Source organism: Amycolatopsis sp. NPDC051903, assembly GCF_044452505.1.
Classification (GTDB): domain Bacteria; phylum Actinomycetota; class Actinomycetes; order Mycobacteriales; family Pseudonocardiaceae; genus Amycolatopsis.
The window spans coordinates 716,012-742,891 of sequence record NZ_JBITBT010000001.1 but is presented as its reverse complement, the minus strand read 5'-3'; the positions used below and the strand labels follow the sequence as shown (position 1 = coordinate 742,891).

The following is a 26,880-nucleotide window of genomic DNA, read 5'->3' as shown; positions in this document are numbered from 1 at the left end:
GCGCGTCACTCGACGTTGAAGCGGAACCCGACGCCGCGGACGGTCGCGATGCGCCGTTCGCCGTCGGAGTGCGTGGACTTCGCCGGCCGCCCGGCGGCTTCGTCGGCCGCGACGGCGAGTTTGCGGCGCAGCCACGACATGTGCATGTCGAGCGTCTTCGAGGTCTTCGACTCCAGCTCGTTCCACACCTCGGCGAGGATCTCGTCGCGGCTCACGACCTGGCCCGCGCGGCTCATCAGCACGCGCAGGAGCTCGAACTCCTTGTTCGCCAGCTGCACCTCGTGCAGGTCGACGGTCACGAGCCGCGCGCCGAGGTCCATGCGCACGCCGCCGGCCTCGAGCACCTCCGGCACCCGCCGGCGCAGCAGCGCGCGGATGCGGGCGAGCAGCTCCGCCAACCGGAACGGCTTGGCGACGTAGTCGTCGGCCCCCGCGTCGAGCCCGACGACGAAGTCGACCTCGTCGGTGCGGGCCGTGAGCATGAGCACCGGCAGCTCCGTGCCGCCGGCCCGCAGGCGGCGGCACACCTCGAGCCCGTCCATGCCGGGCAGCCCGAGATCGAGCACGAGCAGGTCGACGCGGTGGGCGGCCGTCGCGTCCATGACCGCGGGGCCGTCGGTGACGACCTCCACCTCGTACCCCTCTCGCTGCAGCGCCCGGGACAGCGGCTCGGCGATGGTGGGGTCGTCTTCGGCAAGTAGGACCATGCTCACCTGAGCAACCTTACGGCGAACACCCGTGAAACCATCGTGACCGTGCCTGGCTACGAGGATGATCTGACCCTTGCCACCCGGCTGGCTGACGCCGCCGACGCGATCACGACGGCGCGGTTCCGCGCGCTCGACCTCTCGGTGTCCCGCAAACCGGACCGCACCCCCGTGACCGACGCCGACACCGCCGTCGAGGACGCGATCCGTGCGATCCTCGCCACAGAGCGTCCCGGCGACGCCGTCGCGGGCGAAGAACGCGGCGGAACGGCCGGGGCGACCGGCCGCGCGTGGGTGCTCGACCCGATCGACGGCACCAAGAACTTCCTGCGCGGCGTCCCGGTCTGGGCCACGCTGATCGCGCTGGTCGCGGACGGCACGCCGGTCGTCGGCATGATCAGCGCACCCCTGCTCGGCCGCCGCTGGTGGGCGGCGAAGGGCGACGGCGCGCACAGCAGCGACAGCGCCGGCACCCGCGAACTCGCGGTGTCGTCGGTGGCTTCGCTGGCCGACGCGTACCTGTCCACGACGGACTTGACCACCTGGACCGAGTACCACTCCCGCGAGAAGTACCTCGCGCTCACCGAGGCCTGCTGGGAATCCCGTGCCTTCGGGGACTTCTGGCAGCACTGCCTCGTCGCGGAAGGCGCGCTCGACCTCGCCGCGGAGTGCATCGTCAACCCGTGGGACGTCGCGGCGGCGCAGGTGATCGTCACCGAAGCCGGCGGACGCTTCAGCGACCTGTCCGGGGCGGCGACCTACGAAGGCGGCTCGGCGTTGTCCAGCAACGGCTTGGTGCACGACGCCGCGCTGGCGGTGCTCAAGCGCTAGGCAGGTGCTCCTCGGCCCAGTCCGACAGCTGGGCCAGCACGGGCAGCAGCGCCCGCCCGGACTCGGTGAGCCGGTAGGACACGGCCACCGGGGGACCTTCGAACACCGTGCGCTGCACCAGACCCGCGTCGACGAGGGTGGTCAGCCGCTCGGACAGCACCGAGTCGCTGACTTTCCCGATGGCGCGCGAAAGCTGCCGGAACCCCGACGCGCCGCGGCCGAGCTGGCCGATCAGCAACCCCGTCCAGCGCATGCCCAGGATCGCGAAGGCGCGAGTCAGCGCAGCGTCGCCACGTACGCAGTCCTCATCCGCCACCCGCGGGATCTTACTCGGCGGGAGTTGCTTCGATTTTCGAAGTCGATACTCTTGCCGTAGTCATCCACATCGGAGGTGTTCGTGAAGATCGGTTTCACGCTGCCGCAGACCGGCGCGGTCACCAAGCAAGCCAGGCAGGTGGCGCGGTACGCGCGCGAAGCGGAGCAGCTGGGGGCCGCCAGCCTGTGGGTCATCGACCGCGCGCTGGCCCCGGTCGAGCCGAAGGTCGGCTACAACGGCGCCGACACGTTCCCGCCGGAGTTCGACGCGATCCTCGACCCGTTCGCGCTGCTGGCGGTCGCCGCGAGCGCGACCGAACGGGTCGCCATCGGGTCCAACATCCTCAACACGCCGTGGTACTCACCGGTTCTGCTCGCCCGGACGCTGACGACGCTCGACTTGCTCTCCGGCGGCCGGCTCATCCCGGGCCTGGGCGTCGGCTGGTCGCCGGACGAGTTCGAGGCGATCGGCGTGCCGATGACCGAACGCGGCGCGCGGTTCGACGAGATCCTCGACGTGCTCGACGAACTGTGGACCGCCGATCCGGCGTCGCACTCCGGGAAGTTCTGGCAGATCCCCGAAACGCGCTCGGCGCTGAAGCCGGTGCGCAAGCCCCCGGTCTACTTGGCGGGGTTCTCGCCGTCGGCGATGCGCCGGGTCGCGCGCCGCGCCGCGGGCTGGCTGCCCGCCGTCGTCCCGCCGCACGTGACCGACCTCGACGCCGCCGTCACCAAGCCATTGGCCACGATCCGCGAGATGGCCGCCGAAGCCGGACGCGACCCGGCCGAGCTCGACGCGATCCTGCGGATCTACCCGACGGAACGCAGCAGCGAGGTCGTCGGCCTGGTCGCCGACACGATCAAGCGCGTCGAGCAGGAGACCGAGGTGCGCCACGTGCTCGTCGACCTGATGTACCAAGCCGACGACGTCGACGACCTGCTCGGGCTCGTCGAAGGCGTGCTGAAAGCTAGTTAGCGCCCGGGAGCACGCCGACCGCACCGCGCGCGACCTGGGACCACGCGAGGCGTCCGAACAGGTAGTGACAAGCGACCTGTTCGGACGTGAAGCGGGCCCAGTCGTAGCGGTTGCCCTGCTCGCGCCAAAAGACCTCCCAGCCCTCGTCGGCGGCGGGCATGAGGCACCAGGCGTTGTCGGTTTCGGCGCCGACGGAAACGACTTCCGCGGGGACGCCCAGGCGGTCGAGCCAGCGGCGGATCGACTGGGTGTTCAACGCGCCTCCTGCGTGACGTCGGCCAGGAACCCGAGGGTGACCAGCTCGTCGGCGGCCAGGACGGCACGGTACCGGACGCCGCCGCCGGGTTGACCGAACCACTCCGGCGCGGCCGAACGCCACATCGGCACGGGTTTCACCACGCGGTAGCGCCGGTACCCGGCGTGGCGCGCGGACTCCGGCAGCGAGCGCCGAGCGAACGGCGTGCCGTCGGCGGCGAAGACGCGGCCGTGTTCGTCGCCGAAGCGGTCGAGCAGCTCGCCGTCAGGCAGGACCACGGGTTCCTCTTCACCCGCCGGCGGCCAGCCCTCCCCGGCGTTTCCCGGTTCGTAGCCCTCGAACAGCGCGGCCGGCGGCGTCGGGTCGGCGGGCGGCGTGGGCGTGCGCCGGAGGCCTCGGGAGACGTAGTCGAGCGTTTCGGTGTCGTCGAGCAGCGCCGCCTGCGGGTGGTCGAACGGCCCCCGCGCCGGCACGGGCCGCTGCAGGGCCGGCCGGTCCGCGGCGACGGGCAGGTGGCCGATCGGGAACATGTGCACCAGGAACAGCGCCAGCACGCTCTCGCGCTCGGTCCGCGGCGCCCCCATGGGTGGCACCGGCGGCGCCGGCCGGTGCGGAGGCGACCCGTAACCGGGGAAAACCGGCCTCGCCGGCCCGGGGTTCGCGGGCGCGCGGTGCGGAGGTCCGCCGGCGCCCGGGGTGACCCGCGTGCCGGTCGGCGGCGTGGGGACGTCGTCGAACCCGCGGTCGAGGAGGCCACCGTATTGAACCGGGACGCGGATGGGTCCCGTCGCGGTGTCGACGGCTGGGTCGGAGCCGACCGGATCGGCCTGTTCGAACACGGGCACCCTCTTCTCGGTCGCTCCGTCGTCAGGGAGAGACGTCCGCCGCGCCTCCCGGTTCCGCACAATTCCCCGAAAGGGCGAATTCCACACGGCACCGGACAAGCTGGTGATTCCACCTTATCGGGCGGGAGCGATCTCCCGCCGCACCAACGCCCGCGCGGCCCCGCGCCGTTCGACGACCGCGAAACCCGCGCCCGTGAACAGGCCCAGCGTCCCGTGGTAGAGGTCGGCGGGCGACCGGTCCTCGGTCGTCACGGGGTAACCCTCGACGGCGACGGCGTCGTGGTCCGCGGCGTAGGCCACCGCCGCTCCCAGCAACGCGGCCGCCAGCCCCTGCCGACGGCCGCGGCGGTCGACGTAGAAGCACGTCACCGACCACACGTTCCCGGAAATCTCCGACGCCGCGACCGGAGACCGCGCCAGCCGCGGGTTGTCCGCGCGCGGCGACACCGCGACCCAGCCGAGCGGCTCGCCGTCGACGACCCCCAGCAAGCCCAGCGGACGGCCCGCCCGGGCTTCGTCGCGCGTGTGCTGCTTGCGTCCCTCGCGCCCCGCGGCCTTGAACTCCGGTCCGGTGAGCCGGAAGAACGAGCACCAGCACCCGCCCTGCACCCCGCCCGGGCCGAAGAGCCGCTCGAACAGCGGCCACGACCCGGAATCGAGCGGGACGAACTCAGCCGGCAAGGGCGTTGACCACCCGCGACGGCGACGGCCGCCCGAGCTGCCCGGCCATCCACACGCTCGTCTCGACGAGCTTGCCGAGGTCCACGCCGTGCTCGACGCCCAGGCCTTCCAGCAGCCACACCAGGTCTTCGGTCGCGAGGTTGCCCGTCGCCGACTCCGCGTACGGGCAGCCGCCGAGCCCACCCGCCGAGGAGTCCACAATGGACACCCCGGCGCGCAGCGCGGCTTCGGTGTTGGCGAGCGCCTGCCCGTAGGTGTCGTGGAAGTGCACGGCCAGCGCCGGGACGTCCACACCGGACTGCCCGAACGCCTCGACCAGGCGCGTGACCTGGCCGGTGGTCGCGACGCCGATCGTGTCGCCCAGCGACAGCTGCGAACAGCCGAAGTCCAGCAGCCGCTTGCCCGCGCGCACGACCTGTTCGGCGGGCACGACGCCCTCCCACGGGTCGCCGAAGCACATCGACAGGTAGCCGCGCACCTCCAGCCCCTCGGCGCGGGCGCGCGTGACGACCGGTTCGAACATCGCGAACTGCTCGTCGAGCGTCGAGTTGAGGTTGCGCTTCGCGAACGTTTCGGTCGCGCTGGCGAAGATCGCGATGTGCGCCACGCCGGCGTCGAGCGCGCGGTTGAGGCCGCGTTCGTTGGGCACCAGCACCGGGTAGCGGACGCCGTCGTGGCGGTCGAGCCCGGCCAGCAGCTGCTCGGCGTCGGCCAGCTGCGGCACCCACTTCGGGTGCACGAAGCTCGTCGCCTCGAGCGTCGTGAGGCCGGCGCCGGCGAGGCGGTCGAGGAACTCCAGCTTCACCTCGACGGGCACGACCGACTTCTCGTTCTGCAGGCCGTCGCGCGGCCCGACCTCCCAGATCGTCACGCGCTCCGGCAGGCCGGGGGCGGGGACTCGTTCGGGCAGGCCGACTTCGCGGGCGCCCACGTCAGCGCCGCCGTCCGCGCGGCGGGTGGTTGCGCGGCAGGGGTTCGGTGTTCTGCGCACCGCCCGACCCGGCACCCGGCTGGCCCTGGTAGTCGTCGTAGGGGTTGTCGTTGACCTCGCGGTAGATCACCGTGTGCACGCGCTCGACCTGGGGGATGTCGTCGAAGCGCAGCGGCTCGTCCGACGCCGATTCGATGATCAGCGTGCCGCAGCCGAACACGCGGTCCAGCAGCCCGTGCTCGAACTGGACGCTGTTGATGCGCGACATCGGGATGTCGATGCCGGTGCGCTTCAGCACGCCCTCGCGCGCGATCAGGCGGTCGGTCGTCACGATGAAGTGCGTGGTGCGCCACCGCACGAGCGGCGTCAGGAACAGCCACACCACCAGCACGAGCGCGACGACACCGATGGCGATCATGGCCACGTTGTTCCAGGGCGCCGTCGCGTCCTGCGCCAGCAGCAGGAGCCAGACGGCGGCCGCGATCGTGATCACGAACGCGACGAACGGGAAGATGAGCATCTTGAAGTGCGGGTGGCTGTGCACCACCACTTCCTCGTTCTGGCTGAGCAAATCGTCCGGATAGGCCACGGCGGACGCTCCCCTGGTGTGTGCCGGTGCTGGTGCACTCACCGTACCGGCGGCGGGCCTGCGCGGACCTGCGGACACCAGGTGATTCCGCTCAAGCGGGACGGACGTGCACCACGTCGCCCGCGGACACGGTCACGCGGCGCCCGTCGGTGGCGTCGACGAGCAGCCGGCCGCTCGCGTCGATGTCGGTGGCGCGGCCGGTGAGGGTGGCGTCGCCGGGCAGCTCCACGCGCACGTCCTGGCCGAGGGTCGCGCAGTGGGCGCGGTACTCGTCGAGCAGGCCGGCGGCGGTGAGGTCGCCGGCCGCGGCGCGCCAGCGGCGTTCGAAGTCGTCGAGCCGGGTGAGCAGGGCGAGCGCCACGTCGGTGCGGTCGGGGTCCGCGGCGCCCTGTTCGGCGAGCGACGTCGCGGGCAGGCCGCCGGGGCCGGCCGGCACGTCTTCACCGAGCGGCAGCACGTTGAGGCCGATGCCGAGGACGACGGCGGGCTCGGGACCGGTCACGGCCTCGGCGAGGATGCCCGCGCACTTCGCGCGGTCCGGCCCGGCGAGCACGTCGTTGGGCCACTTCAGCACCGCGTCGACCCCCACTTCGGCGGCGGCGCCGCGCACGGCCAGGCCGGCCACCACGGACAGTGAACCGAGCGCCGCGAACGGGACCCCCGCGGGCCGCAGCGCCACGCTCAGGTACAGCCCCGCGCCCCTCGGCGAACTCCACGACCGGGCCCGCCGCCCGACGCCCGCGGTCTGCTGCTCGGCGAGCAGCACCGTGCGGTCGGCACCGCCGTTTTCGAGGGCTTCCCGCAGGTCGGCGTTGGTGGAGCCGGTGGTCTCCACCACGTCGACGCGGGTGTAGCGACCGGCGAGTCCATCCCGCAGCCGCGCTGCGTCCATCCCAGACATGTGCTCAGAATATGAAAGTCCCCCTAACGTGCAAGCGACTCGCTCGTTACGCACAGGTGCGCTCTTCTAGATTGGACGCCGTGACGCCGCCGGAACCCGAGCACGACGCCGTGCCCGCCGCCAGGTCGTGGGCGCGCGGCGCCCTCCACCGTGGACTCGTCGCGCTGCCGCTCGTGGCCGGCCTCGTCACCGCGGGCTGGCTCGTGGCGGACGGTGACCAGCCCGTCCCGCCGGCTCCCGTCGCGGCGGCCGCGGTGACCGGTCCTTCGGTGCTCCAGGTGAGCGCACCCGTCCAGGCGCAGGAGCCCGGGCAGGGCGCGTCGGGTGGCGGCGGCAAGACGCCGCTGGAGCAGTGGGCCGACTCGCTGTCCGGCCCGCTCGACATCCCGGCGGCGGCGTTGATGGGCTACGCCGGTGGCGAGCTCGCGCTGCGCTCGGAAGACCCCGGCTGCCACCTGTCCTGGGTGACGCTCGCGGGCGTCGGCGAGGCCAGTTCCGACCACGGCCGCCAGGGGGCGAACCCGCTCGGCCTGTCGTCGGCGATGTGGCAGAAGTACGGCTCGAAGATCCCGGGCGTCGGCAAGCCCGCGCTGACCGACGCCGCTTCCGCCTCGGTCGCCGCCGGCCGCGCCCTGTGCGCGAGCGGCGCCGACCTGTCCGCGGGCACCGGCTGGTGGAAGTCCATCGCGGCGTACGCGAGCAAGGACACCGAGCTGTTCCGCCAGCGCGTGCTGGGCAACGCGCAGCTCTACGCCACGCTCTCGCTGGACCCGGCGAAGGCTTCCTCGCCGGCCGTGCGCGCCACTCGCTTCGCCCTCGGCCAGCTCGGCCTCCCGTACGTCTGGGGCGGCAACGGACCCGACGCCGGCGCCGCGGGCTTCGACTGCTCCGGCCTGACCAAAGCGTCGTACGACAGCGCCGGCGTCGCCCTGCCCCGCACGGCCGACAGCCAGTTCCGCGCCACGCCCCGCGTCGCCGGCGAACCCCAGCTCGGCGACCTCGTCTTCTACGGCGACCCGGCGACGCGCATCCACCACGTGGGGCTGTACCTGGGCAACGGCCTGATGATCAACGCGCCCACCGAGGGCCAGGCCATCCAGATCCACACGTACCACTCCCCGGGCGACGACTACGCGGGCGCCGGACGCCCCGCCTGAGCGGTGTCGGTGCCGTCGTTGCCCGAGTGGCTGCCGGGGTGGTGCCGTGCGCACCTCGGCTCCGCGCCGGCCACCGCGCTGTTCCAGGCGAACGGGATGTCTTCCGTCTTCGGCCTCCGGCTTACCGACGGCACGCCCGTCGTGGTCAAAGCCCGCCCCGACGACGGCCGAGCGGCGTCCTGCGTGGCCGCGCAGGAACGGCTGGCCGACCGGGGGTTCCCGTGCGCCCGGCCACTCACCCCTGTGACGACGGCCGGCGCGCTGGCCGTGCACGCCGAGGAGTTCCGCCCCGGCGGCGAAGTGCTGCGCGGCGATTCGCTGGAAGTGGCAGTTCGCTACGCGCGGGTTTTCGCGTCGTCGATGGCCCTGCTCGCCGACTTCACCGCGCCGCCCCCGCTACCGAACCCGCGCTGGATCCGGTGGGACCACCCGGATTCCGGCGTGTGGCCCGCCATCGACTTCCTCGACGAACGCGACCAGCGCGCCGTACCGGCTTTTGTCGTCGACACGGCTTCGCGAGCCCGCACCCGGCTGCTCGCCGCTGACCTCCCGCGCACACTCGGCCACGGCGACTACGAAGCCCAGAACCTCCGCTGGCACGGCTCGCGCATCCACACCGTGCACGACTGGGACAGCCTCACCTGGCAGCCCGAAGCCGCCCTCGCCGGTGCCGCGAGCGGCACGTTCGCCAGCGCGGGCCCACCGACCCTCGCCCCGATCGAGAGCTCCGCCGCGTTCCTCACGGCGTACCAGCACCTGCGCGGCCGCCCCTTCACCCCGGCGGAACTCCAGGTCGCCTGGGCGGCCTCACTCTGGCCCGCCGCCCACAACGCCCGCTGGGAAGCCCTCCACGACGACCCACCACAGTGCACTTCGGCGTTGCGGGAGCAGGCTGCCGAACGCCTCCACCTCGCGCACGCCTGAGGCGATCACCACTGCGGCACAACGCTTTCCTCCGGCTGCCGGTCCGCGTGCATCGTCCACAGGAGGTCCGCCAGGTCGGCCGGATCGGCGGCCGGGAAGGTGGCCTCGGGTTGGCCGGAGGCGCGGAAGGCGGCGTCGAAGGGGGTGCCGGTGATGCGGGCGCCGATGTAGAGGCGGCCGACGTACACGCCGCGGGCGGAGACCTCCGCGGAGAGGGACTGGAGGTAGTTGCGTTGCGCGGCGAGCAGGGGCGGCCAGCCGCTCATTCCGGCGCGGCCCTCGACGGCCGCGGCGCCCTGGGCGGTGAGGAGGGCGCCGTCGCCACGGGCGAGCATGGGTGGGAGGAACTCGGCGACGACGGCGAGCAAGGTGTCGAGCGTGAGCGGCACGAGCGAGTGGAGCCGGGCGGCGGTCAGGGAAACCGCGGGGGTGAACTCCGGATCCGCGGGAGACGGGCCGTAGTAGAGCGCCGTCGGGTCGCCGACGGCGGAGCGGATCCGCGCGGCGAGGGCCGGCACGTCGCCGGGGCGGGACAGGTCGGCCGGGACGACGTGCGCGGTGACCCCGTCGGCGGACAGCTGCGCCGCGAACTCCTCCAGCGGGCCGCGGCGGCGGGCGACGAGAACGACGTCGTAGCCCTCCTTCCCGTACCGCCGCGCGATCGCCCGGCCCACGCCCGGGCCGGCTCCGAACACCACAAGGGATTTCGTCATGGCTTCAGCCAACTCCGCGTGACCCAGACGATCCATGGCTGATCGTCGCCGATCCCTTTGCGATCGTCTACGCTCGCTGCGGTGGACGTCCTCACCGACCTCCTGAACCGCGCCCGCGCCCGGACCGCGCTGGTGCGCCAGCTGATCCAGCGTCCGCCGTGGTCGGTCACCTACGCCGACGCGCCGCCGCTCACCGTGCTGGCGACGCTCGGCGGCCGCGCGTCGATCCGGCTCGGCGACGGCGCGCCCACCGGGCTCGAACCCGGCGACATCGCCCTGGTCACCGCGAGCCGTGAGCACACGATCGCCGACGACCCGGGCACCGCCGACCAGGTCACCATCCGCGGCGGCCGCAAGTACCTGCCGACGGGCGAACCCACGTCGGCGCAGTGGCTGCTGGCCCCGCGCACGCACGGCGCCGGCGGCGACGGCGCGACGGTCCTGCTGCGCGCCGCGTACGAACTCCACGGCGAAGTCAGCGATCGCCTGCTCGCTCGCCTGCCCCCGCTCGCCGTCGTGCCGGCCGGGGCGCGGACTGACGCGACGCTGGCACTGCTCGCCGCCGAGGTGTCGCGCGACGAACCCGGCCAGGACGCCGTGCTCACCCGGCTGCTCGATCTGGTGCTGGTGCAGGCGTTGCGCGCGTGGTGGGCCGAGGCCGCCAACCCGCCGGCCTGGTACGCCGCCCTCGCGGACCCAGCCGTCGGCGAAGCGCTGCGGCTGCTGCACGCCGAACCCACGCGGCGGTGGACCGTCGCCGAGCTCGCCGGGAAGGTCGGCCTTTCGCGCGCCGCGTTCGCCGCCCGGTTCGCGGCGCTCGTCGGCGAACCGCCGCTCACCTACCTCACCGGCTGGCGCATGACGCTCGCCGCGGATCTGTTGCGCGACACGGAAAAGACCGTCGCGGCGATCGCGGGCGAAGCCGGCTACGCGGACGCGTTCGCGTTCAGCGTGGCGTTCCGGCGCGCCCGCGGCGTCAGCCCCTCCGAATGGCGCAACCCTGCCGGCTAGCTTGCTAGCATGCTAGCCTCAGCCTCGTGGGCGACGAGGACGTGAAGCAGTTCAACGTGTACCTGCCGGTCAGCCTGATCAAGCAGGTCAAGATCCGCGCGATCGAAACGGGCTCGTCGCTGTCCGCGCTCGTCGCGCAAGCGCTGCGCGAGTACCTCGACACCGAGGAGGAAGAGTGACCACCGACGGGATCGAGGCCGTGTTCCTCGAGACGCACAACTGGGGCAAGGCCGCGAAGTTCTTCCAGGCACTGGGGTTCGAGCTGGAGTTCGAAACCGATCACCACTCCGGGCAGTTCCGCGGGAAGCGGGGCCCGGCCGTGTTCATCGCGGAAGTCCCGGAATCCCGGGCGCCGCGCGCGCAGCTCGTACTGACGGCACCTGACGCCGCCGAGCCCGGACCGGACGTCGAAGTCGTGTCGCCGTACGAAGACACGCACTACGGCACGCGCGAGATGGTCGTCCGCGATCCCGACGGTCGCTTGTGGACACTGCAGGCATGACCGTCGACAACACCGCCCTGCGCACCGCGTTGTGGCGCGCGCTGCACCTGGAGGTGGACGCGCCGCCGCACGTGCTCGAAGACCACATCGGACTCGAGATCGCGGCACCGGACGAGGGCTGGCGGCAACGGCCGGACATGGAACCGCGGGCCACGTGCGGGTTCCGGGCGAGCGTGGTCGCACGGGCGCGGTTCGTCGAGGACCTCGTCACGGGCCGTGGCCCGGCCCAGTACGTGCTCCTCGGCGCCGGCCTCGATTCCTTCGCCCAGCGCCGGCCCGGGTTCGGGAAGGTCTTCGAAATCGACCAGCCGGAAACGCAGGCGTGGAAACACCGGCGGCTGCGCGACCTGGGCTACCCGGTCCCGGCGCTCGTCCCCGTCGACTTCGAAGGCGGCGAGTCCTGGCCGGCCGCCCTCACCGCCGCCGGTTTCGACGCCACCGCACCCGCCGTCTTCGCGTCGACCGGCGTGAGCATGTACCTCGAGAAGGACACCACCGCCGAGACCCTGCGCACCATCGCCGGTTTCGCCGCGGGCACGACCGTGGCCATGACGTTCCTCCTGCCCCCGGACCTGCTCGACTCGGAGGACCGCCCGGGCCTGCGCGCGAGCCAGGACGGCGCGAAAGCCGCCGGCACGCCGTTCGTCAGCTTCTTCCGGCCCGAAGAGCTGACAACGTCGGCGCGCGAAGCGGGGTTCACCGACGTCCGGCACGTGTCCGGTGCCGGCCTGGCCGAGCGGTACTTCGCGGGCCGGCCCGACGGGCTGCGGCCGTCGACCGGTGAGGACTTCCTGGTCGCCACGGTCTGACCCGGTACGCAATTCGCCAAGCGGACGAACGTGCTACTCCGCCCACCTGTTGTTCATTTTCCGACCACACCCCGGACTCCAACCGGGCACGCCCCGGTCCGCTCGTCTCCTCATCATGAGTCGCCCTTCTCCCCCCGAACCAGGAGGACTCATGATCCGCAAGCGGATCGTGGCCGCGCTCGCCGTGGCGACGCTGGCCGCGGCCGGCGTGGTGACCGCGGCCGTGACGAACGCCGGTGAACCGGACGTGGCGCCCGCCGCCGCGGCCGTACCGGCCTTCGGCCACGTCGTGCTGGTGATGTTCGAGAACAAGAAAGCCTCGTCCATCACCTCGTCGGCCGCCCCGTACTTCACGTCCTTGGCCGGCCAAGGCGCGAAGTTCACCAGCTCCTTCGCCATCACCCACCCGAGCCAGCCCAACTACGTCGCGCTGTTCTCCGGCGCCACGCAGGGCGTCACGAGCGACTCCTGCCCCGCCAACCTCGGCAGCAAGGCCAACCTCGGCCAGCAGCTGATCGGCGCCGGCAAGTCGTTCAAGGGCTACTCCGAGTCGATGCCGTCCGACGGCTACACCGGCTGCTCCAGCGGCACCTACATGCGCAAGCACAACAGCTGGGTGGACTTCTCGAACGTCCCGGCGTCGAGCAACGTCCGCTTCTCCACCTTCCCCACCGACTACACCCAGCTGCCCACCGTGTCCTTCGTGACGCCGAACATGTGCAACGACATGCACGACTGTTCGATCGGCACCGGTGACACCTGGCTGAAGAACAACCTCGACGGCTACGCCCAGTGGGCCAAGACGCACAACAGCCTGCTGATCGTCACGTTCGACGAGGACAGCGGCACCTCGGTCAACCAGATCTTCACCACGTTCGTCGGCGCCCACGTGAAGCCGGGCAGCTACTCCGAATCCATCAACCACTACACGGTCCTGCGCACCATCGAGGCCTCCTACGGCCTGCCGGGGATCGCGGGCGCGGCGAGCAAGTCGCCGATCCTCGACGTCTGGCAGTGATTCCCGCCGCGGGTGCGTCCACTGTGGACGCACCCGCGGTTTCCGGCTCGCCGAAGGGTGCGCGCGTGTACCTGTCCACCATCGGCCGGAGCGAGCACAAGGTCTCCCGCGGCAAGATCGCGGCGAACGTGCTCGCGCTCGGCACCGTCAGCCTCGTCACCGACATCTCCTCGGAGATGGTCACGGCGGTGCTGCCCATCTACCTCGTTCTCGGCCTGCACCTGAGCCCCGCGATCTACGGCCTGGTCGACGGCCTCTACACCGGCGCGACGGCGCTGCTGCGGCTCGTCGGCGGGTACCTCGCCGACCGCGTGAGCCGGCGCAAGACCATCGCCGGGATCGGCTACGCGCTCTCGGCCGTCGCGAAGCTCGGGCTCGTCGCGGCCGGTTCGTCGGCGGGCGCGATCGGCGCGGTGATCACCGCGGACCGCACCGGCAAGGGCCTGCGCACCGCGCCGCGCGACGCGCTGATCACCCTGTCGGCGCCGCAGGACATGCTCGGGCGCGCGTTCGGCGTGCACCGCGCGATGGACAGCGCGGGCGCGTTCGCCGGCCCGCTCGTGGCGCTCGGCGTGCTCGCGCTGGTCGGCGCTTCGAGCGCCGACGTGTTCGACGCGGTTTTCGTCACCAGCTTCTGCATCGCGGCGATCGGCGTGCTGCTGCTCGTGCTGTTCGTGCGGGACAAGCGCACGGCGCGCCCCGCCACGGGCACCGTCTCGCCGCGGGCCGCCGCGGCGCTCCTGCGGTCGGCGCCCGTGCGCCGGCTGCTGATCGCCGCGTGCGTGCTCGGCACCGCGACGATCGGCGACGGCTTCGTCTACCTGCTGCTGCAGCGGCGCGAGGACATCGGCACGGGCTGGTTCCCGCTGCTGGCCGTCGGCACGAACCTCGCCTACCTCGTGCTGGCGGCGCCGCTCGGTTCGCTGGCCGACCGGTTCGGCCGGCTGCCCGTGGTGCTGTGCGGGTACGGCGCGCTCGTGGCCGTGTACCTGCTGCTGGCCGGGCCGATCTCGGGCTGGCCGCTGGTGGTCCTGTCGCTGGCGCTCTACGGCGCGTTCTACGCCGCGACCGACGGCGTGCTGATGGCGCTGGCCGGGCCGGTGCTGCCCGAAGCGCTGCGGACCACCGGGATTTCCCTGATCCAGACCGGCCAGGCGGTGGCCTACTTCGTGTCGTCGGCCCTGTTCGGCCTGGCTTGGCAGGTGTGGGGCATCGGCTGGTCGATGGCCGTGGCGGCCGGTGCGGCCGTGCTGGCGATCGTGGTGACGTTCGGAATGCTGCGGAAGGTGCGATGAAGACTCGGGTGCTGGTGGCCGTCGCGGGGATCGTGGTGCTCATCGCCGCGGCGGCGGTGTACGTCGGGATGGCGGCGGCGCACAACCGCGACGACGCGGCCACGGGCACGGTGTCGCTGACGCCCGGGCCGCGGTTGCTCGTGCGCAGCACCGCCGACGGCTCGCGCGGCCACCTCGTCACGGTGTCCGCGGCCGACCCCGGCGGCGCGCGCACGGTGTCGCCGGTGACGTGCGCCCGCGTGTACGCCGCCGGCGGCACGGGGTTGTGCCTGCGCCAGGACGGCGACCTGACGACCTACCAGCTGGCCGTGCTGAACTCCGGGCTCGTGTCGCAGCGCGAGATCCCGCTGGTCGGCCTGCCCAACCGCGCCCGCGTGTCCCCGAGCGGGCGCATGGTGGCCTGGACCGTTTTCGTCACGGGCGACTCCTACAACGGCGGCACGTTCTCCACCCGCGCCGGCATCCTCGACACGCGGACCGGTGAGCTGGCGCCGTCGCTGGAGGACTACGCGGTCACGCTGGCCGGCAAGCCCTACCACGCCGTCGACCTCAACTTCTGGGGCGTGAGCTTCACCCGCGACGACCACACCTTCTACGCGACCATGTCCACGGCCGGCCACCGCTACCTCGTGCGTGGCGACTTCCGCGCCCACACGATCGTGTCGCTGCGGGAGAACGTCGAATGCCCGTCGCTGTCGCCGGACGAGACGCGGATCGCGTTCAAGTCGGCGATCGACGACGACCCGAACCAGGGCTGGCGGCTCTCGGTGCTGGACCTCGCGTCGGGTCGCGTGACGCCGCTGGCGGAATCCCGCAACGTCGACGACCAGGCCGCGTGGCTCGACAACCGGTCGGTCGCCTACGGGATCCCGCGGGGCACGCAGCACTCCGACGTCTGGACCGTCGCCGCGGACGGCAGTGGCGTGCCGCGGGTGCTGGTGCCGGACGCGGAGTCGCCGGCCGCGCTTTCGTGAGCTCCGCCCGGGCGGCGCCGGGACCCCGGTGAGTGTCAGACTTGTCCGGAACAGCGGATCTGACACCCAGGGAGAGCGATGAGCGCGGAGCCGGCCCCGGCCGACGTGCTCGCCGCCGAACTGGCCGCCCTGCGCGCCAGCGCCGGCAACCCGTCGTTCCGCAAGATGGCCGAGCGGTCCGGCTGCATCTCCCACACCACCCTCCACGAGGCCGTGAAGGGCACGCGCTTCCCCTCGTGGGAGACCACGCGGGAGTTCGTGAAGGCGTGCGGCGCCGACGAAGGCCCGTGGCGGACGCGGTGGGAAGAGCTGAAGGGCGTCCCGCCGGCACCGAACCAGCCAGCCGCACCGGGCGAAACCACGCAGCTCGGGTCGGCGGCGTTGCCAGGCCCACCGGCGAACGAGGCCGCCGGACCCCCTCCGGCGAGTCCCGCCGAAGTGCCCGCGCAGCTCGGCGAGCCGACCGGCGACGGCGTCCGCCCCGCCCCGCCGCCCCGTGCCCGGCCGCGGCGGCGGACCGCGGTGCTCGTCGCGGCGGCCGTGGTGGTCGTGCTGGCGGCGGTGGCCGCGTTCGTCCTGCCCGGCCGGCTGGGCTCGGCGCCGGCGGGAGACGGCACGGCCCGCATCCCCGGTGACAACACCAAGTTCATCGCCGACGTCACCGTCCCCGACGGCACGCCCGTGCGCGCCGGCGTCACCGTGCAGAAGGTGTGGGAGATCGAGAACGCCGGGTCCGTCGGGTGGCACGAGCGCTACCTGCAGCGCATGGACAGCCCGCCCGCGCCGGGCACCTGCCGCACACCCGACCGTGTGCTGATCGGCGACACCGCGCCCGGGGAGCACGTGATGGTGAGCGTGCCCGTCACCGCGTCCGACACCCCCGGCCGCTGCTGGATCGGCTGGAAGATGGTCGACGCGGCGGGCACCGAGTTCTTCGCCACGCGGCGTCCGGTGTACGTGCTCATCACGGTCGTCCCCTGACGCTGTCAGATTCTGTAAGACCTGGTCAGCCGGGTACCGAACACCCCGGGTCCGCGGGAACGATGGGTCGTGGGCGAAGACGTCCTCCCTCGTCTTCGACGGACCACTGGGGGTCGGTCCGTGGGTGCGACCGGCAAGCGCGCGCCCACGGACCGCCGTTTTCACGCCGTGCGGCGGAAGGTGTGGCGGTACGCGCTCGGCGACACCCCGAGCGCGCTTTGCAGGTGCTGGCGCAGCGACGCCGCCGTGCCGAACCCGCAGTCGGTGGCGATGCGGTCGATCGGCAGGTCCGTCTCCTCCAGCAGCTGCCGCGCCCGTTCCACGCGCTGCTGGGTGAGCCACTGCAGCGCCGACACCCCGACCTCCTCGCGGAAGCGCCGCGTGAACGTGCGCACGCTCATCGACTCCTTCGCCGCCAGGTCCCGCAGCGTCAGCGGCCGGTCGAGGTGCTCCAGCGCCCAGGCCCGCGCGGCGCTCGTCGACGAGGCCCTTGGCTCGGGCACCGGGCGGCGGATGAACTGGGCCTGCCCGCCATCGCGGTGGGGCGACACGACGGTGCCGCGCGCGACCTCGTTGGCCACGGCCGCGCCGAAATCGCGGCGGATCATGTGCAGGCACAGGTCGATGCCGGACGCGACGCCGGCGGAGGTGAGGACGTTGCCGTCCTCGGTGTAGAGCACGTCGGGGTCGAGCTTCACCCGCGGGTACTCGAGCTGGAACTCACAGGCCGAACGCCAGTGCGTGGTCGCGCGGCGGCCGTCGAGCAGGCCGGCGGCCGCGAGCACGAACGCGCCGGTGCAGATCGACGCGACCCGCGCGCCGGGCCGGATGAAACCGACAGCGCGGGCCAGCGACGGGGTGTACTCACGGCCGGTCGGCTCGTACTCCAGGGCGGACGCCGGGATCACCACGGTGTCGGCCTCGGCCAGCGCCTCGGGCCCCTGCGCGACGGGGAGCAGCAGGTCGGAGTCGCTGCGGAGGTCGCCGGGCTCGGGCGTGCAGGTGACGACCTCGTACAGCCGCTCGCCCTCGGCCGACCGCGCCTCGCCGAACAGGCGGTGGACGATGCCGAGCTCCATCACGAGCAGGCCGTTGCGCACGAGCACCGCGACGTGGTGCCGATCGGGATGACGGAAAACGGACATGGCCCGATTCTTGCACAGGTTGACCATCGGGCCACTGGTTCGCCGGCCGGGACCGAGCGAACCTGACGGCATGAACGTCCTCTGGCTCTTCGCCCATCCCGAACCGCACTCCCTCGGCGGCGCCCTGCGCGACGACGGCCTGGCCACGTTGCGCGCCCTCGGCCACGGCGTGTGCGAATCCGACCTCTACGCGATGGGCTGGAACCCCGTCGTCGACGAGATCGCGACGACCCCGCCGGAGGTGCGGGCCGAACAAGCCAAGCTGACCTGGGCCGACGCGGTGGTCGTTCAGTTCCCGTTGTGGTGGTACGGCACGCCGGCGATCTTGAAGGGCTGGTTCGACCGCGTCTTCGTGAAGGGCTACGCCTACGACGTGCGCGGCGCCGACGGCCGCACCCTCCGCTACGGCGAAGGCGCGCTCGCGGGCAAACGCGCGCTGGTCGTCGTCACCGCCGGCTCACCCGCCCCGGCGCTGGGCCCGCGCGGCGTGAACGGCCCACTGGCCGACCTGCTCTTCGGGCTCCAGCACGGCACGCTCTTCTACACCGGGATGTCCGTGCTGCCGCCCTACGCCGTGTACAACGCGGACCGCATGACCGACTGCGCGTACTCCTGCGCCGTCGCGGGCCTGCGGGAGCGCCTGCACGCGCTGGGAACGACGGCGCCGCTGCCGTTCCGCACCCAGAACGGCGGTGACTACGGACGGGATCTGGTGCTTCGCCCGGACCTCGCGCCCGGCCGCGAAGGGCTCGGCGTTCACCTCGGCTGAGGCTGCTTGATCACCTCGACGACGCTGGACACCCCGTGCTCGCCGTGGCCCCGCGCCACCGCCCGGTCGAACAGGCCCCGCACCGCCGCCGGCACCCCGTCGTCCAGCCCCTGCTCCCGCACGGCCGCCACGAGGTGCGCCAGCCCGGCGGCATTGAGATCCACAGTGGACACTTCGGTGCGGTGGTCGCCGCTCGCGACCGCGTCGGCCAGCCGGGGCAGGTTCGCGGTCACCACGTCGAGCCAGCCCGCGGCGAACGGTGCGAACTGCGCGGGCTGAACACCCGCGCCGCCGACTAGCGCGAGCGCTTGCAGGTAGCCGGCCATGGTGGTCCACATGATCCCCAGCAACGCGAGGTCGTGGACGGCCGGCAGGCCCGCGTCGGGCCCGAGGAACGTGGCGGCGCCCAAGGTTTCGAGCACCTCACGGTGTTCGGCGAACGCGGCGGCCGACCCGCCGTACAGCAGCCGCGCCGAGGGGCCGCCCACCGCCTGGGGCACGGCGAGGACCACCCCGTCGACGTAGGTGATCCCGTGCGCCGACGCGAACTCGGCGGTCGCGCGCGCTTCGGCGGGCGTGCCGGAGGTCAGCGACACCAGCGTGGTCCCGGCCGGCAGCCGCTCGAGCACCGGCCGCTGATCGTCGTAGGTCGACAGGCAGGTGACGACGAGCCCCGTCGCGTCCGCGGGATCGGCCAGTGGTTTCGCCCCGCGAGCCGCCGGCGCCGCCACCTTCCGCGGCGAACGGTTCCACACCGCGACGTCGTACCCCGCCGCGAGGAACGCCCCCGCGAGCGCCGACCCCATCCGGCCCAGTCCCAGCACACTCAATTCCATGGCAGCGATGCTGCGGCGCGGCTTTACTGGGCACAAGTACCGACTAATTCGTGCAGTACCCACCGAAACGTGAGGAACCAGCATGCAGCCGCGCAGGTACAACTGCGGACTCGACGCCGCGATCGACGTGATCGGCGGCCGGTGGAAATCGCTCGTGCTGTGGGCGTTGCACGAGCACCCGCTGCGCTTCGGCGAACTCAAGCGCCGCGTTTCGGGCATCAGTGAGAAGATGCTGACCGAGTCGCTGCGCGAACTCGAACACGACGGGATCGTGCACCGCGAGGCCTATCCCGAGATCCCGCCGCGCGTGGAGTACTCCCTCACCGAACGCGGCCAGGCCCTCAACACCGCGCTCCTGACCCTCGGCGACTGGGGCGAGCAGAACATGCACCACATCGCGGAGCGCCGGGGCGTGCTGCCCGCGCCCCGGCACTGACTCAGCCCAACGCCCGGTTGTACGGCGCGAACCGCCGCTCGGCGAGGCCGGGCAAGGCTTTCCCGCCGTGCACGAGCCGCGGCGCGGGGCCCACCGGAAGCAGCCCCGAGGCGCGGCACCAGGCGGAGAGGCCGGCGTGCGCGAAGTCCACGTCCACGCGGATCGGGCCGCCGGCCGCGCGGGCGATGCCGCGGATCAGGGCCTTCGCCTCGTCCTCGGCAGGCGCTACGACGGGGCCGATGACGGTCACGCCGTCGAGCACGGTGCCGAGCGCGAAGCCGCCGTCGGTGATGTGGACGTGTTCGGCTTCGAACAGCAGGCGGTCGAGCAGCGCGCGGCGGGGGAAGCCCTGGGCGAGGGCGTCCAGCTCGTACACGCGGGCCACGTCGGCAGGGGTGATCGGGCGGGCGGCCGGGCCGCCGTCGTCGGTCAGCGTGCCGAGGTGGCCTTCGCAGCCGCCGTCGACGACGAAGCCCAGCGCTTCGTAGAGCCGCCGGCCGAACGAGCTCGCGTGCAGGAACACGGTCGTGTCGCCCGCCGCCTCGACTGCGTGGGACGTCACGCGGCCACCCAGCCCCTGGCGCCCGTAGCGCGAAGCGACGACGACCATGGAGATCGACGCGACCGGTCCCGTTTCGACGAGGATCGAGGTCGCCGCCAGGCCGTCGCCGTCGGGTGCGTCGATGCCGAAACCGCGGCCGACGTCGAGGAGGATGGCCCACTTGCGGTGCTCCCGCGGCCAGTCGCGGTCGGCTCCGAGGTCGAGGCAGGCGGTCAGGTCGGCGGGCGTGAGCGGGCGGACGGGAGCGTCGGCGAGAAGCACACCGCCACCCTATGCCCGGGGAGGCGTACGCCACACGCGAAGCGACCTGGCGGTAGCTAAGCTCCGCTCCATGAGCAGTGCGACGCAGCCGCTCGGGAATCCGCCCGAGGAAGAACCGGACATCCACACCACGGCCGGCAAGCTCGCGGACCTCTACCGCCGCTACGACGAGGCCGTGCACGCCGGGTCGGCGCGCGCGATCGAGAAGCAGCACGCCAAGGGCAAGAAGACGGCCCGCGAACGCATCGACCTCCTGCTCGACGAGGGATCCTTCGTCGAGCTCGACGAGCTGGCGCGGCACCGCTCCACGAACTTCGGGCTGGAGAAGAACCGCCCGTACGGCGACGGCGTGGTCACGGGTTACGGCACCGTCGACGGCCGCCCCGTGTGCGTCTTCTCCCAGGACGTGACGGTGTTCGGCGGCGCGCTGGGCGAGGTCTACGGCGAGAAGATCGTGAAGGTCATGGACCTCGCGCTCAAGACCGGCTGCCCGATCATCGGCATGAACGAGGGCGGCGGCGCACGCATCCAGGAGGGCGTGGTCTCCCTCGGCCTCTACGCCGAGATCTTCCGCCGCAACACCCACGCCTCAGGCGTGATCCCGCAGATCTCGCTGATCATGGGCGCCAACGCGGGCGGGCACGTGTACTCCCCCGCGCTCACCGACTTCGTGGTGATGGTCGACGAGACGTCGCAGATGTTCATCACCGGCCCGGACGTCGTGAAGACCGTGACGGGCGAAGACGTGACGTTCGAGGAGCTCGGCGGCGCGCGCACGCACAACACGAAGTCGGGCGTCGCGCACTACCTGGGTTCCGATGACGACGACGCGATCGCCTACGTCAAGGAGCTGCTGTCCTACCTGCCGCAGAACAACCTGTCCGACCCGCCGGCGTTCGAAGCCGGTGAGCCCGCCGGGTTCTTCGAGAACGTCACCGACACCGACCGCGAGCTCGACACGATCATCCCCGACTCGCCGAACACGCCCTACGACATGCACGAGGTCATCACCCGCGTGCTCGACGACGGCGAGTTCCTCGAGGTCCACGAGCTGTTCGCGCCGAACATCCTCGTGGGCTTCGGCCGCGTCGACGGCCAGAGCGTGGGCATCGTCGCCAACCAGCCGACGCAGTTCGCCGGTTGCCTCGACATCTCGGCGTCGGAGAAGGCCGCGCGGTTCGTGCGGACCTGCGACGCGTTCAACATCCCGGTGCTCACCTTCGTCGACGTGCCCGGCTTCCTGCCCGGCACCGACCAGGAGTGGAACGGCATCATCCGCCGCGGCGCGAAGCTGATCTACGCGTACGCGGAGGCGACCGTCCCGCTCGTCACCGTGATCACGCGCAAGGCCTACGGCGGCGCGTACGACGTGATGGGGTCCAAGCACCTCGGCGCCGACGTCAACCTCGCCTGGCCCACCGCCGAGGTCGCCGTGATGGGCGCGCAGGGCGCGGCGAACATCGTGCACCGCAAGACGCTCGCCGCGGCCGCCGCCGAAGGTCGCGACGTCGACGCCCTCCGGGCCGAGCTGATCCAGGAGTACGAGGACACGCTGCTGAACCCGTACGCCGCCGCCGAACGCGGTTACGTCGACTCGGTGATCGTGCCCGCCCACACGCGCGGCCACGTCAGCAAGGCGCTGTCGCTGCTGAAGACCAAGCGCGAATCGCTGCCGCCCAAGAAGCACGGCAACATCCCCCTGTGAGGTCTCCCGTGAGCGAACGCCCCCTGCTCCGCGTCCTCCGCGGCAACCCGGACGACGCCGAACTGGCTGCGCTGACCGCCGTCGTCGCTGCGGCGGCGGCTTCCGCTGCCACCGCGCCGGCTCCTGCTCGCCGCACGTCGTGGTGGAACGACCGGGCCGCCGCGGTGCGCGCGCCCCTGCACCCGGGCGCCGGCGCGTGGCGGGCTTCGGCTTTGCCACGTTGACGTCGTTCGACAGCGGGCCGGACCTTCGTGGTCCGGCCCGTTTTCGTTGCGGCTAGGCGAAGAACCGGTCGACGAGGTCGTCGGTGAACCGGCGCGTGACCGGGGCGCCCGTGACGAGCACGCGGTAGTGGATCGGCCCGATGAGCTGCTCCACGGCGCGGTCGAGGTCGGTTCCGGGCGGCAGCTCGCCGCGGGCGAGGGCGCGTTCGAAGGGCAGCCGGTCGCGTGCGTGCTGGCCGCGCACGTGCTCGGCGCGCAGCCGCGCGGCCAGCGCGGGGTCGTGCTGGGCCTGACCGAGCAGGGCGCGGAAGACGGCCCCGGCGTCGGCCGTGGTCAGGAAGGTCGCGACGGCGGCGAGGTGCTGACGCAGGTCGCGGCGCAGGTCGCCGTGGTCGGGCGGGACGAGTTCTTCGGCGAGGTCGTCGCCGAGCGCGTCCAGCAGGATGTCCACTTTGGACGGCCACCAGCGGTAGATCGTCTGCTTCGAAACGCCAGCCGTGGCGGCGATGCGCTCCACCGTCAGCCCGGCGAACCCGTGTTCCACCAGCAGGTCGTCGGCGGCCTCGAGCACGGCGCGGCGCGCGTCTTCGCTCCGGCCGTACCGGTTCCCGTGGTGCCGGCGCGTGTCCGGCGCAGTGACCTCTCCCACGTCGCGAAGCCTAATCGGCTTGTAGACAAGACGCAACGTTGCGTCTAGCGTGACTCCTCGTTCAACGGAATGGGGGTCTCGAACTCATGTGTTCCGCGTGTGGGGTGCCGACGCACGTGCCGGAGGAGCCCGCGGCCGTCGCCGCGGCGCCGCGCAAGTTCGCCGCGCTGTACAACAAGGATTGCCGCCCGTACCTGTTCGGCGCGGGCCTGGCGATGATGGCCGACAACATCGAGCACGTGATCACGTACTGGGTGCTGTGGGAGAAGTTCCAGTCGCCCGCGCTCACCGGTTTCGAAGTCATCAGCCACTGGGTGCCGTTCCTGCTGTTCTCGGTGTACTTCGGCGGCCTCGCCGACCGGCACGACTGCCGGCGGATCATCCAGGCCGCGCAAGCGTTGTTCATGGTCGTGTCGGCGCTGTGGGGCGTGCTGATCCTCACCGGTTCCCTGCAGGTGTGGAGCGCGTGCGTGCTGCTCGTGTTGCACGGGTGCGCCGGCGCGATCTGGGGCCCGGGCGAACAGCTGATGCTGCACGACTTCGTGGGCCCCGCCGAACTCCCGAGCGCGGTGCGGCTCAACGCGACGTTCCGCAGCCTGGGCATCCTGTTCGGCCCGGTCGTCGGCTCGGCGCTGCTGCTCGGGCTGGGGCCGGTGGCGGGGATCTTCGTGAACGTCGCGTTCTACCTGCCGCTCACGATCTTCTTGTTCCGCACCAAGTTCACCGGCCACACCCGCGACGGCGGCATCATCGCGCGGCCGCGCGTGGGCCTGTTCGACTCCGTGCGCGTGCTCCGCGAAGTCGGCGCCAACCCGACCATGGTCGGCATGATCATCCTGGCGGGGCTCGGCGCGTTCTTCGTGGGCGCCTCGATGCAGAGCTCCATGCCGATCTTCGCCCAGGACCTCGGCGCGGGCAGCGCCGGCACGGCCTACGGGGTGCTGCTGTTCGCCAACGGCGCCGGCGGTGTCCTCGGCGGCGTCCTCCTGGAGGCGACGGGCCGCATCAAACCCAACGTGCCCGCCGCCGTGGTCAGCACCGCCGTGTACGGGTTGTCGAGCCTGTTCTTCGCCTGGACGGCCAGCTATCCCCTCGCGGTGGTCCTCCTGCTGGTCGGCGGGGTGGCGAACCTCGCGTCGATGTCGATCGGGCAGACGGTGGTGCAGCTGCTGGCCAAACCCGAAGAACGCGGCCGCGTGATCGGCGTCTACAACGTCTCGGCGAACGGCTTGCGCGCCGGCAGCGGGTTCACCGTGGGCCTGTTGGGCGCGGCGGTGGGGGTGCACTGGTCGCTCGGCCTGAGCGCCGCGGCGCTGACCGTGGGAACGGGCATCGCCGGGTGGTACTCGCTGCTGGGCCGGCGCGCGCGGGCGGCCCGGGAGCAGCTGCACCACGTGACCGACTGACCGAATGCTTCGACTTCGAGGCCCGGGCCCCACGGCCCGGGCCTCGTCGCTGCGCGGCTACGCACCGCGACGACCGGTTTTGTCGGACCCCCCGGCTACCGTGGCCGCACAACGCCCAAACCGGGCCATCACGCTCAGCAACAGTGCGTTCACCAGCACAAACCGCACTGGACCGCTGGATGTTCAACGCCGTATAGTCCACGTGGAATAACCACGCTGGATCACTCGAAAGGATCAAGGACCATGCCTTCCGTGAAGCTGACCGCTCTGGGGGTGGCCGTGCTGGAGCTGCTGCACGAGAAGCCGATGCACCCCTACGAGATGGCTCAGCTCATGCGCGAGCGGTACGTCGACCGGCGCGTGAAGCTGAAGGCCGGCTCGCTGTACCACACCGTGGAGCGCTTGCAGCAGAACGGTTTCCTCGAGGTCGTCGACACCCAGCGGGACGGCAGGCGGCCCGAGCGGACCGTGTACGCGATGACGCCCGCCGGCCAGGACGCGCTGGAACAGCGGGGCCGGGAGCTGCTCGGCGACGTCGCCGAGGAGTACCCCGCGTTCCTCAGCGGGCTGGCCGTGATCGACGAACTCGGGCACGACACCGCGCTGGTCGAACTGGAGCACCGGATCACCCTGCTGCGCGCGAGCGTCGCGGCGGACCAGGTGATGCTGAAGCAGGTGCGCGGCGAGGCCGTGCCCGAGGTCTACTGGCTCGACTTCCGCTACGCCGCCGACCACCGGGCGTTCGAGCTCGAGTGGTGCGAACGCCTCTACGCCGATCTTTCGTCCGGCCGCATTCCCTTCCAGGGCCACAAGCCCGCATTGAGCCTGATCACCGAGGAAACCCATGACCGCGAGACAAGCTAACCCGTGGGCCGCGCTCGGCGCGCTGTGCCTGGGGTTCTTCATGATCCTGCTGGACACGACCATCGTGTCCATCGCAGTGCCGGCGATGCTCAGAGAGCTGGACGCCGGCCTCAACGCCGTGGTGTGGGTGATCAGCGTCTACCTGCTGACCTACGCCGTGCCCATGCTGTTCACCAGCCGCCTCGGCGACCGCTTCGGGCCGAAGCGCGTGTTCCTCGCCGGCCTGATCGTCTTCACGGGCGCGTCGCTGTGGTGCGGCCTGTCCGGCAACGTCGAACTGCTCATCGCGGCCCGCGCCGTGCAGGGTCTCGGCGCCGCGCTGATGACGCCGCAGACGCTGGCGTTCATCACGCACCTGTTCCCGCCCGCCAAGCGCGGCCCGGCCATGGGGGCGTGGGGTGGCGTCGCCGGCCTGGCCACGATCGCGGGCCCGCTGCTGGGTGGCGTGCTCGTCGACCACCTCGGCTGGGAGTGGATCTTCTTCGTCAACGTGCCCATCGGCGCCGTCGCGATCGTGCTGACGCTGCTGCTCGTGCCCGACTGGCAGCCGAGGCACTCGCACTCCTTCGACTTCATCGGCATCTTCCTCTCGGCCGCGGGGCTGTTCTGCCTCGTGTTCGGCGTGCAGAACGGCCAGCAGTACGACTGGGGCACCGTCTTCGGCGGCATCACCGTGTTCGAGTTCATCGGCGCCGGTGTGGTGCTGCTCGTGGCTTTCGTGCTGTGGCAACGGTTCAACCGCCGGGAGCCGCTCGTGCCGCTCGCCGTGTTCGCCAACCGCAACTTCTCCGCCGGCACGCTCACCGCCACCACCGTCGGCTTCACGATGACGGGCATGTTCCTGCCGCTGATCATCTACATCCAGACGGTGCTCGGCCTGACCCCGACGCTCGCCGGCGCGCTGACCGCGCCGATGTCGCTGCTGTCCGGGGTCATCGCACCGTTCGTCGGCCGCGCGTCGGACCGGATCAACGGCAAGTACCTCGTGATGGGCGGCCTGTCGCTGCTGGCGCTCGGCATGGGCACCATCGCGCTGCAGGCGCGGCCGGACACGAGCCCGTGGGCGCTGATCCCGGCGCTGCTGGTTTGCGGCCTCGGCATCGGCTGCATCTTCTCACCGATGAGCAACCTGACGATGGCGTCGGTCCAGCCTCAGCTCGCCGGCACCGCGTCGGGCATCTTCAACACCGCCCGCCAGGTCGGCGGTGTGCTCGGCAGCGCGGCCATCGGCGTGCTGCTGCAGGCCCGCATCAGCGCCTCGATCACCGACGAAGCGGCGAACGCCGCGGCCCAGCTGCCCGAGCAGTACCGCCGGCCCTTCGCCGAAGGCATCGCCCACGCGGCGGCCTCGACGGGCGAGTTCGGCTCGTCCGGCGGCCCGGCGCCCTTGCCGGGGCTGCCCGCGGACGTCGCCGCGCAGGCCGGTCGCCTCGCCACCGAAGCCGTGCAGCACGGACTCACCGACGCGGCCCGTGCCACGCTGATCCTGCCGATCGCCGTGCTGGTGCTGGGGGTCGTCTCCGCGTCGTTCCTGCGCCGCGTCACCCCGCGCCCGCAGGCCCCGGCGAGCGCCCGGGAGTCGCAAGCGCCCGCCACCGCCTGACCCA

General features: G+C 72.1%; 32 protein-coding genes. 19 read left to right on the top strand and 13 right to left on the bottom strand.

Annotated features, from left to right (window positions below; all coding sequences use genetic code 11):
* Positions 1-5: 5 nt before the first annotated feature.
* Positions 6-707, bottom strand: a complete 702-nt coding sequence (locus tag ACIA77_RS03795) for a response regulator transcription factor (RefSeq protein ID WP_395884329.1) — start codon at positions 705-707, stop codon at positions 6-8.
* Positions 708-749: 42 nt separating this feature from the next.
* Here ACIA77_RS03795 and hisN point away from each other — a divergent pair, with 42 nt between their 5' ends.
* Entirely contained in the window at positions 750-1,538 is a 789-nt protein-coding gene (gene hisN / locus ACIA77_RS03790) for a histidinol-phosphatase (RefSeq protein WP_395884209.1), read from the top strand.
* On the opposite strand, the gene ACIA77_RS03785 is transcribed toward hisN, so the two are convergent.
* Positions 1,528-1,854, bottom strand: a complete 327-nt coding sequence (locus tag ACIA77_RS03785) for a winged helix-turn-helix transcriptional regulator (RefSeq protein ID WP_395884208.1) — start codon at positions 1,852-1,854, stop codon at positions 1,528-1,530. The genes hisN and ACIA77_RS03785 overlap by 11 nt on opposite strands.
* Positions 1,855-1,935: 81 nt before the next feature.
* Here ACIA77_RS03785 and ACIA77_RS03780 point away from each other — a divergent pair, with 81 nt between their 5' ends.
* Positions 1,936-2,829 carry a TIGR03619 family F420-dependent LLM class oxidoreductase gene (locus tag ACIA77_RS03780; protein WP_395884207.1) on the top strand — a complete coding sequence of 298 codons (894 nt, stop codon included), beginning with the start codon at positions 1,936-1,938 and terminating at the stop codon, positions 2,827-2,829.
* Here the strand turns inward: ACIA77_RS03780 and ACIA77_RS03775 are convergent.
* The 6 genes from ACIA77_RS03775 to ACIA77_RS03750 form a co-directional block, all read right to left on the bottom strand.
* Positions 2,822-3,085 (bottom strand): hypothetical protein, encoded by a 264-nt coding sequence (locus ACIA77_RS03775; protein ID WP_395884206.1) that lies wholly within the window; start codon positions 3,083-3,085, stop codon positions 2,822-2,824. The genes ACIA77_RS03780 and ACIA77_RS03775 overlap by 8 nt on opposite strands.
* Positions 3,082-3,669 carry a TNT domain-containing protein gene (locus tag ACIA77_RS03770; protein ID WP_395884205.1) on the bottom strand — a complete coding sequence of 196 codons (588 nt, stop codon included), beginning with the start codon at positions 3,667-3,669 and terminating at the stop codon, positions 3,082-3,084. Before ACIA77_RS03770 ends, ACIA77_RS03775 begins: the two co-directional genes overlap by 4 nt.
* Positions 3,670-4,044: 375 nt before the next feature.
* Positions 4,045-4,611: a GNAT family N-acetyltransferase gene (locus tag ACIA77_RS03765; protein WP_395884204.1), complete on the bottom strand. Its 567-nt coding sequence runs from the start codon at positions 4,609-4,611 to the stop codon at positions 4,045-4,047.
* A complete protein-coding gene (locus tag ACIA77_RS03760) occupies positions 4,601-5,542 on the bottom strand; it encodes a hydroxymethylglutaryl-CoA lyase (RefSeq protein WP_395884203.1) in 942 nt (313 codons plus the stop codon). The genes ACIA77_RS03765 and ACIA77_RS03760 overlap by 11 nt, the downstream gene beginning before the upstream one ends.
* A 1-nt stretch (position 5,543) precedes the next feature.
* A complete protein-coding gene (locus ACIA77_RS03755; RefSeq protein ID WP_395884202.1) occupies positions 5,544-6,131 on the bottom strand; it encodes a PH domain-containing protein in 588 nt (195 codons plus the stop codon).
* A 91-nt stretch (positions 6,132-6,222) separates the two neighbouring features.
* Positions 6,223-7,032 (bottom strand): biotin--[acetyl-CoA-carboxylase] ligase, encoded by an 810-nt coding sequence (locus ACIA77_RS03750; RefSeq protein ID WP_395884201.1) that lies wholly within the window; start codon positions 7,030-7,032, stop codon positions 6,223-6,225.
* A gap of 80 nt (positions 7,033-7,112) precedes the next feature.
* On the opposite strand from ACIA77_RS03750, the gene ACIA77_RS03745 reads away from it, so the two are divergent.
* Positions 7,113-8,189, top strand: coding sequence for a C40 family peptidase (locus tag ACIA77_RS03745; RefSeq protein ID WP_395884200.1), 1,077 nt, complete (start codon positions 7,113-7,115; stop codon positions 8,187-8,189).
* 3 nt (positions 8,190-8,192) lie between these two features.
* Positions 8,193-9,113 (top strand): phosphotransferase enzyme family protein, encoded by a 921-nt coding sequence (locus ACIA77_RS03740; RefSeq protein ID WP_395884199.1) that lies wholly within the window; start codon positions 8,193-8,195, stop codon positions 9,111-9,113.
* Between the two features lie 5 nt (positions 9,114-9,118).
* Here ACIA77_RS03740 and ACIA77_RS03735 read toward each other — a convergent pair whose 3' ends face one another.
* Positions 9,119-9,826: an SDR family NAD(P)-dependent oxidoreductase gene (locus ACIA77_RS03735; protein WP_395884198.1), complete on the bottom strand. Its 708-nt coding sequence runs from the start codon at positions 9,824-9,826 to the stop codon at positions 9,119-9,121.
* 81 nt (positions 9,827-9,907) lie between these two features.
* Here ACIA77_RS03735 and ACIA77_RS03730 point away from each other — a divergent pair, with 81 nt between their 5' ends.
* From ACIA77_RS03730 to ACIA77_RS03695, 8 genes are all read left to right on the top strand, one after another.
* Entirely contained in the window at positions 9,908-10,837 is a 930-nt protein-coding gene (locus ACIA77_RS03730; protein WP_395884197.1) for an AraC family transcriptional regulator, read from the top strand.
* A gap of 26 nt (positions 10,838-10,863) precedes the next feature.
* Entirely contained in the window at positions 10,864-11,016 is a 153-nt protein-coding gene (locus tag ACIA77_RS03725; protein ID WP_395884196.1) for a CopG family transcriptional regulator, read from the top strand.
* Positions 11,013-11,339 carry a VOC family protein gene (locus tag ACIA77_RS03720; RefSeq protein ID WP_395884195.1) on the top strand — a complete coding sequence of 109 codons (327 nt, stop codon included), beginning with the start codon at positions 11,013-11,015 and terminating at the stop codon, positions 11,337-11,339. The genes ACIA77_RS03725 and ACIA77_RS03720 overlap by 4 nt, the downstream gene beginning before the upstream one ends.
* Positions 11,336-12,148 carry a class I SAM-dependent methyltransferase gene (locus ACIA77_RS03715; RefSeq protein ID WP_395884194.1) on the top strand — a complete coding sequence of 271 codons (813 nt, stop codon included), beginning with the start codon at positions 11,336-11,338 and terminating at the stop codon, positions 12,146-12,148. Before ACIA77_RS03720 ends, ACIA77_RS03715 begins: the two co-directional genes overlap by 4 nt.
* Before the next feature lie 151 nt (positions 12,149-12,299).
* A complete protein-coding gene (locus tag ACIA77_RS03710) occupies positions 12,300-13,166 on the top strand; it encodes an alkaline phosphatase family protein (protein ID WP_395884193.1) in 867 nt (288 codons plus the stop codon).
* A gap of 65 nt (positions 13,167-13,231) precedes the next feature.
* Positions 13,232-14,461: an MFS transporter gene (locus tag ACIA77_RS03705; RefSeq protein ID WP_395884328.1), complete on the top strand. Its 1,230-nt coding sequence runs from the start codon at positions 13,232-13,234 to the stop codon at positions 14,459-14,461.
* Positions 14,458-15,435, top strand: coding sequence for a TolB family protein (locus tag ACIA77_RS03700; RefSeq protein WP_395884192.1), 978 nt, complete (start codon positions 14,458-14,460; stop codon positions 15,433-15,435). Before ACIA77_RS03705 ends, ACIA77_RS03700 begins: the two co-directional genes overlap by 4 nt.
* Positions 15,436-15,513: 78 nt before the next feature.
* Entirely contained in the window at positions 15,514-16,416 is a 903-nt protein-coding gene (locus ACIA77_RS03695; RefSeq protein WP_395884191.1) for an NBR1-Ig-like domain-containing protein, read from the top strand.
* Between the two features lie 161 nt (positions 16,417-16,577).
* Here ACIA77_RS03695 and ACIA77_RS03690 read toward each other — a convergent pair whose 3' ends face one another.
* On the bottom strand, positions 16,578-17,561 hold the full coding sequence (locus ACIA77_RS03690) for a GlxA family transcriptional regulator (RefSeq protein ID WP_395884190.1): 984 nt from the start codon (positions 17,559-17,561) through the stop codon (positions 16,578-16,580).
* A 70-nt stretch (positions 17,562-17,631) separates the two neighbouring features.
* Between ACIA77_RS03690 and ACIA77_RS03685 the strand changes: the two genes are divergently transcribed.
* Positions 17,632-18,330 carry an NAD(P)H-dependent oxidoreductase gene (locus ACIA77_RS03685; RefSeq protein ID WP_395884189.1) on the top strand — a complete coding sequence of 233 codons (699 nt, stop codon included), beginning with the start codon at positions 17,632-17,634 and terminating at the stop codon, positions 18,328-18,330.
* Here the strand turns inward: ACIA77_RS03685 and ACIA77_RS03680 are convergent.
* Entirely contained in the window at positions 18,318-19,166 is an 849-nt protein-coding gene (locus ACIA77_RS03680; RefSeq protein WP_395884188.1) for an NAD(P)-dependent oxidoreductase, read from the bottom strand. The genes ACIA77_RS03685 and ACIA77_RS03680 overlap by 13 nt on opposite strands.
* Positions 19,167-19,248: 82 nt before the next feature.
* Here ACIA77_RS03680 and ACIA77_RS03675 point away from each other — a divergent pair, with 82 nt between their 5' ends.
* Positions 19,249-19,602 carry a winged helix-turn-helix transcriptional regulator gene (locus ACIA77_RS03675; RefSeq protein WP_395884187.1) on the top strand — a complete coding sequence of 118 codons (354 nt, stop codon included), beginning with the start codon at positions 19,249-19,251 and terminating at the stop codon, positions 19,600-19,602.
* A 1-nt stretch (position 19,603) separates the two neighbouring features.
* Here the strand turns inward: ACIA77_RS03675 and ACIA77_RS03670 are convergent, their stop codons facing one another.
* Positions 19,604-20,425 carry a GNAT family N-acetyltransferase gene (locus tag ACIA77_RS03670; protein WP_395884186.1) on the bottom strand — a complete coding sequence of 274 codons (822 nt, stop codon included), beginning with the start codon at positions 20,423-20,425 and terminating at the stop codon, positions 19,604-19,606.
* 70 nt (positions 20,426-20,495) lie between these two features.
* On the opposite strand from ACIA77_RS03670, the gene ACIA77_RS03665 reads away from it, so the two are divergent.
* Positions 20,496-22,130: an acyl-CoA carboxylase subunit beta gene (locus ACIA77_RS03665; protein ID WP_395884185.1), complete on the top strand. Its 1,635-nt coding sequence runs from the start codon at positions 20,496-20,498 to the stop codon at positions 22,128-22,130.
* 8 nt (positions 22,131-22,138) lie between these two features.
* A complete protein-coding gene (locus ACIA77_RS03660; RefSeq protein ID WP_395884184.1) occupies positions 22,139-22,354 on the top strand; it encodes an acyl-CoA carboxylase subunit epsilon in 216 nt (71 codons plus the stop codon).
* A 52-nt stretch (positions 22,355-22,406) separates the two neighbouring features.
* Here the strand turns inward: ACIA77_RS03660 and ACIA77_RS03655 are convergent, their stop codons facing one another.
* On the bottom strand, positions 22,407-23,003 hold the full coding sequence (locus ACIA77_RS03655; protein ID WP_395884183.1) for a TetR/AcrR family transcriptional regulator: 597 nt from the start codon (positions 23,001-23,003) through the stop codon (positions 22,407-22,409).
* A gap of 116 nt (positions 23,004-23,119) precedes the next feature.
* On the opposite strand from ACIA77_RS03655, the gene ACIA77_RS03650 reads away from it, so the two are divergent.
* The 3 genes from ACIA77_RS03650 to ACIA77_RS03640 all read left to right on the top strand — a co-directional run bounded on the left by ACIA77_RS03650 (position 23,120) and on the right by ACIA77_RS03640 (position 26,876).
* On the top strand, positions 23,120-24,409 hold the full coding sequence (locus tag ACIA77_RS03650; protein WP_395884182.1) for an MFS transporter: 1,290 nt from the start codon (positions 23,120-23,122) through the stop codon (positions 24,407-24,409).
* A gap of 243 nt (positions 24,410-24,652) precedes the next feature.
* Entirely contained in the window at positions 24,653-25,273 is a 621-nt protein-coding gene (locus ACIA77_RS03645) for a PadR family transcriptional regulator (protein WP_395884181.1), read from the top strand.
* The gene (locus ACIA77_RS03640; RefSeq protein WP_395884180.1) at positions 25,254-26,876 is read left to right on the top strand and encodes a DHA2 family efflux MFS transporter permease subunit; all 1,623 of its coding nucleotides are present in this window, start codon (positions 25,254-25,256) and stop codon (positions 26,874-26,876) included. Before ACIA77_RS03645 ends, ACIA77_RS03640 begins: the two co-directional genes overlap by 20 nt.
* The last annotated feature ends 4 nt before the right edge of the window (positions 26,877-26,880 follow it).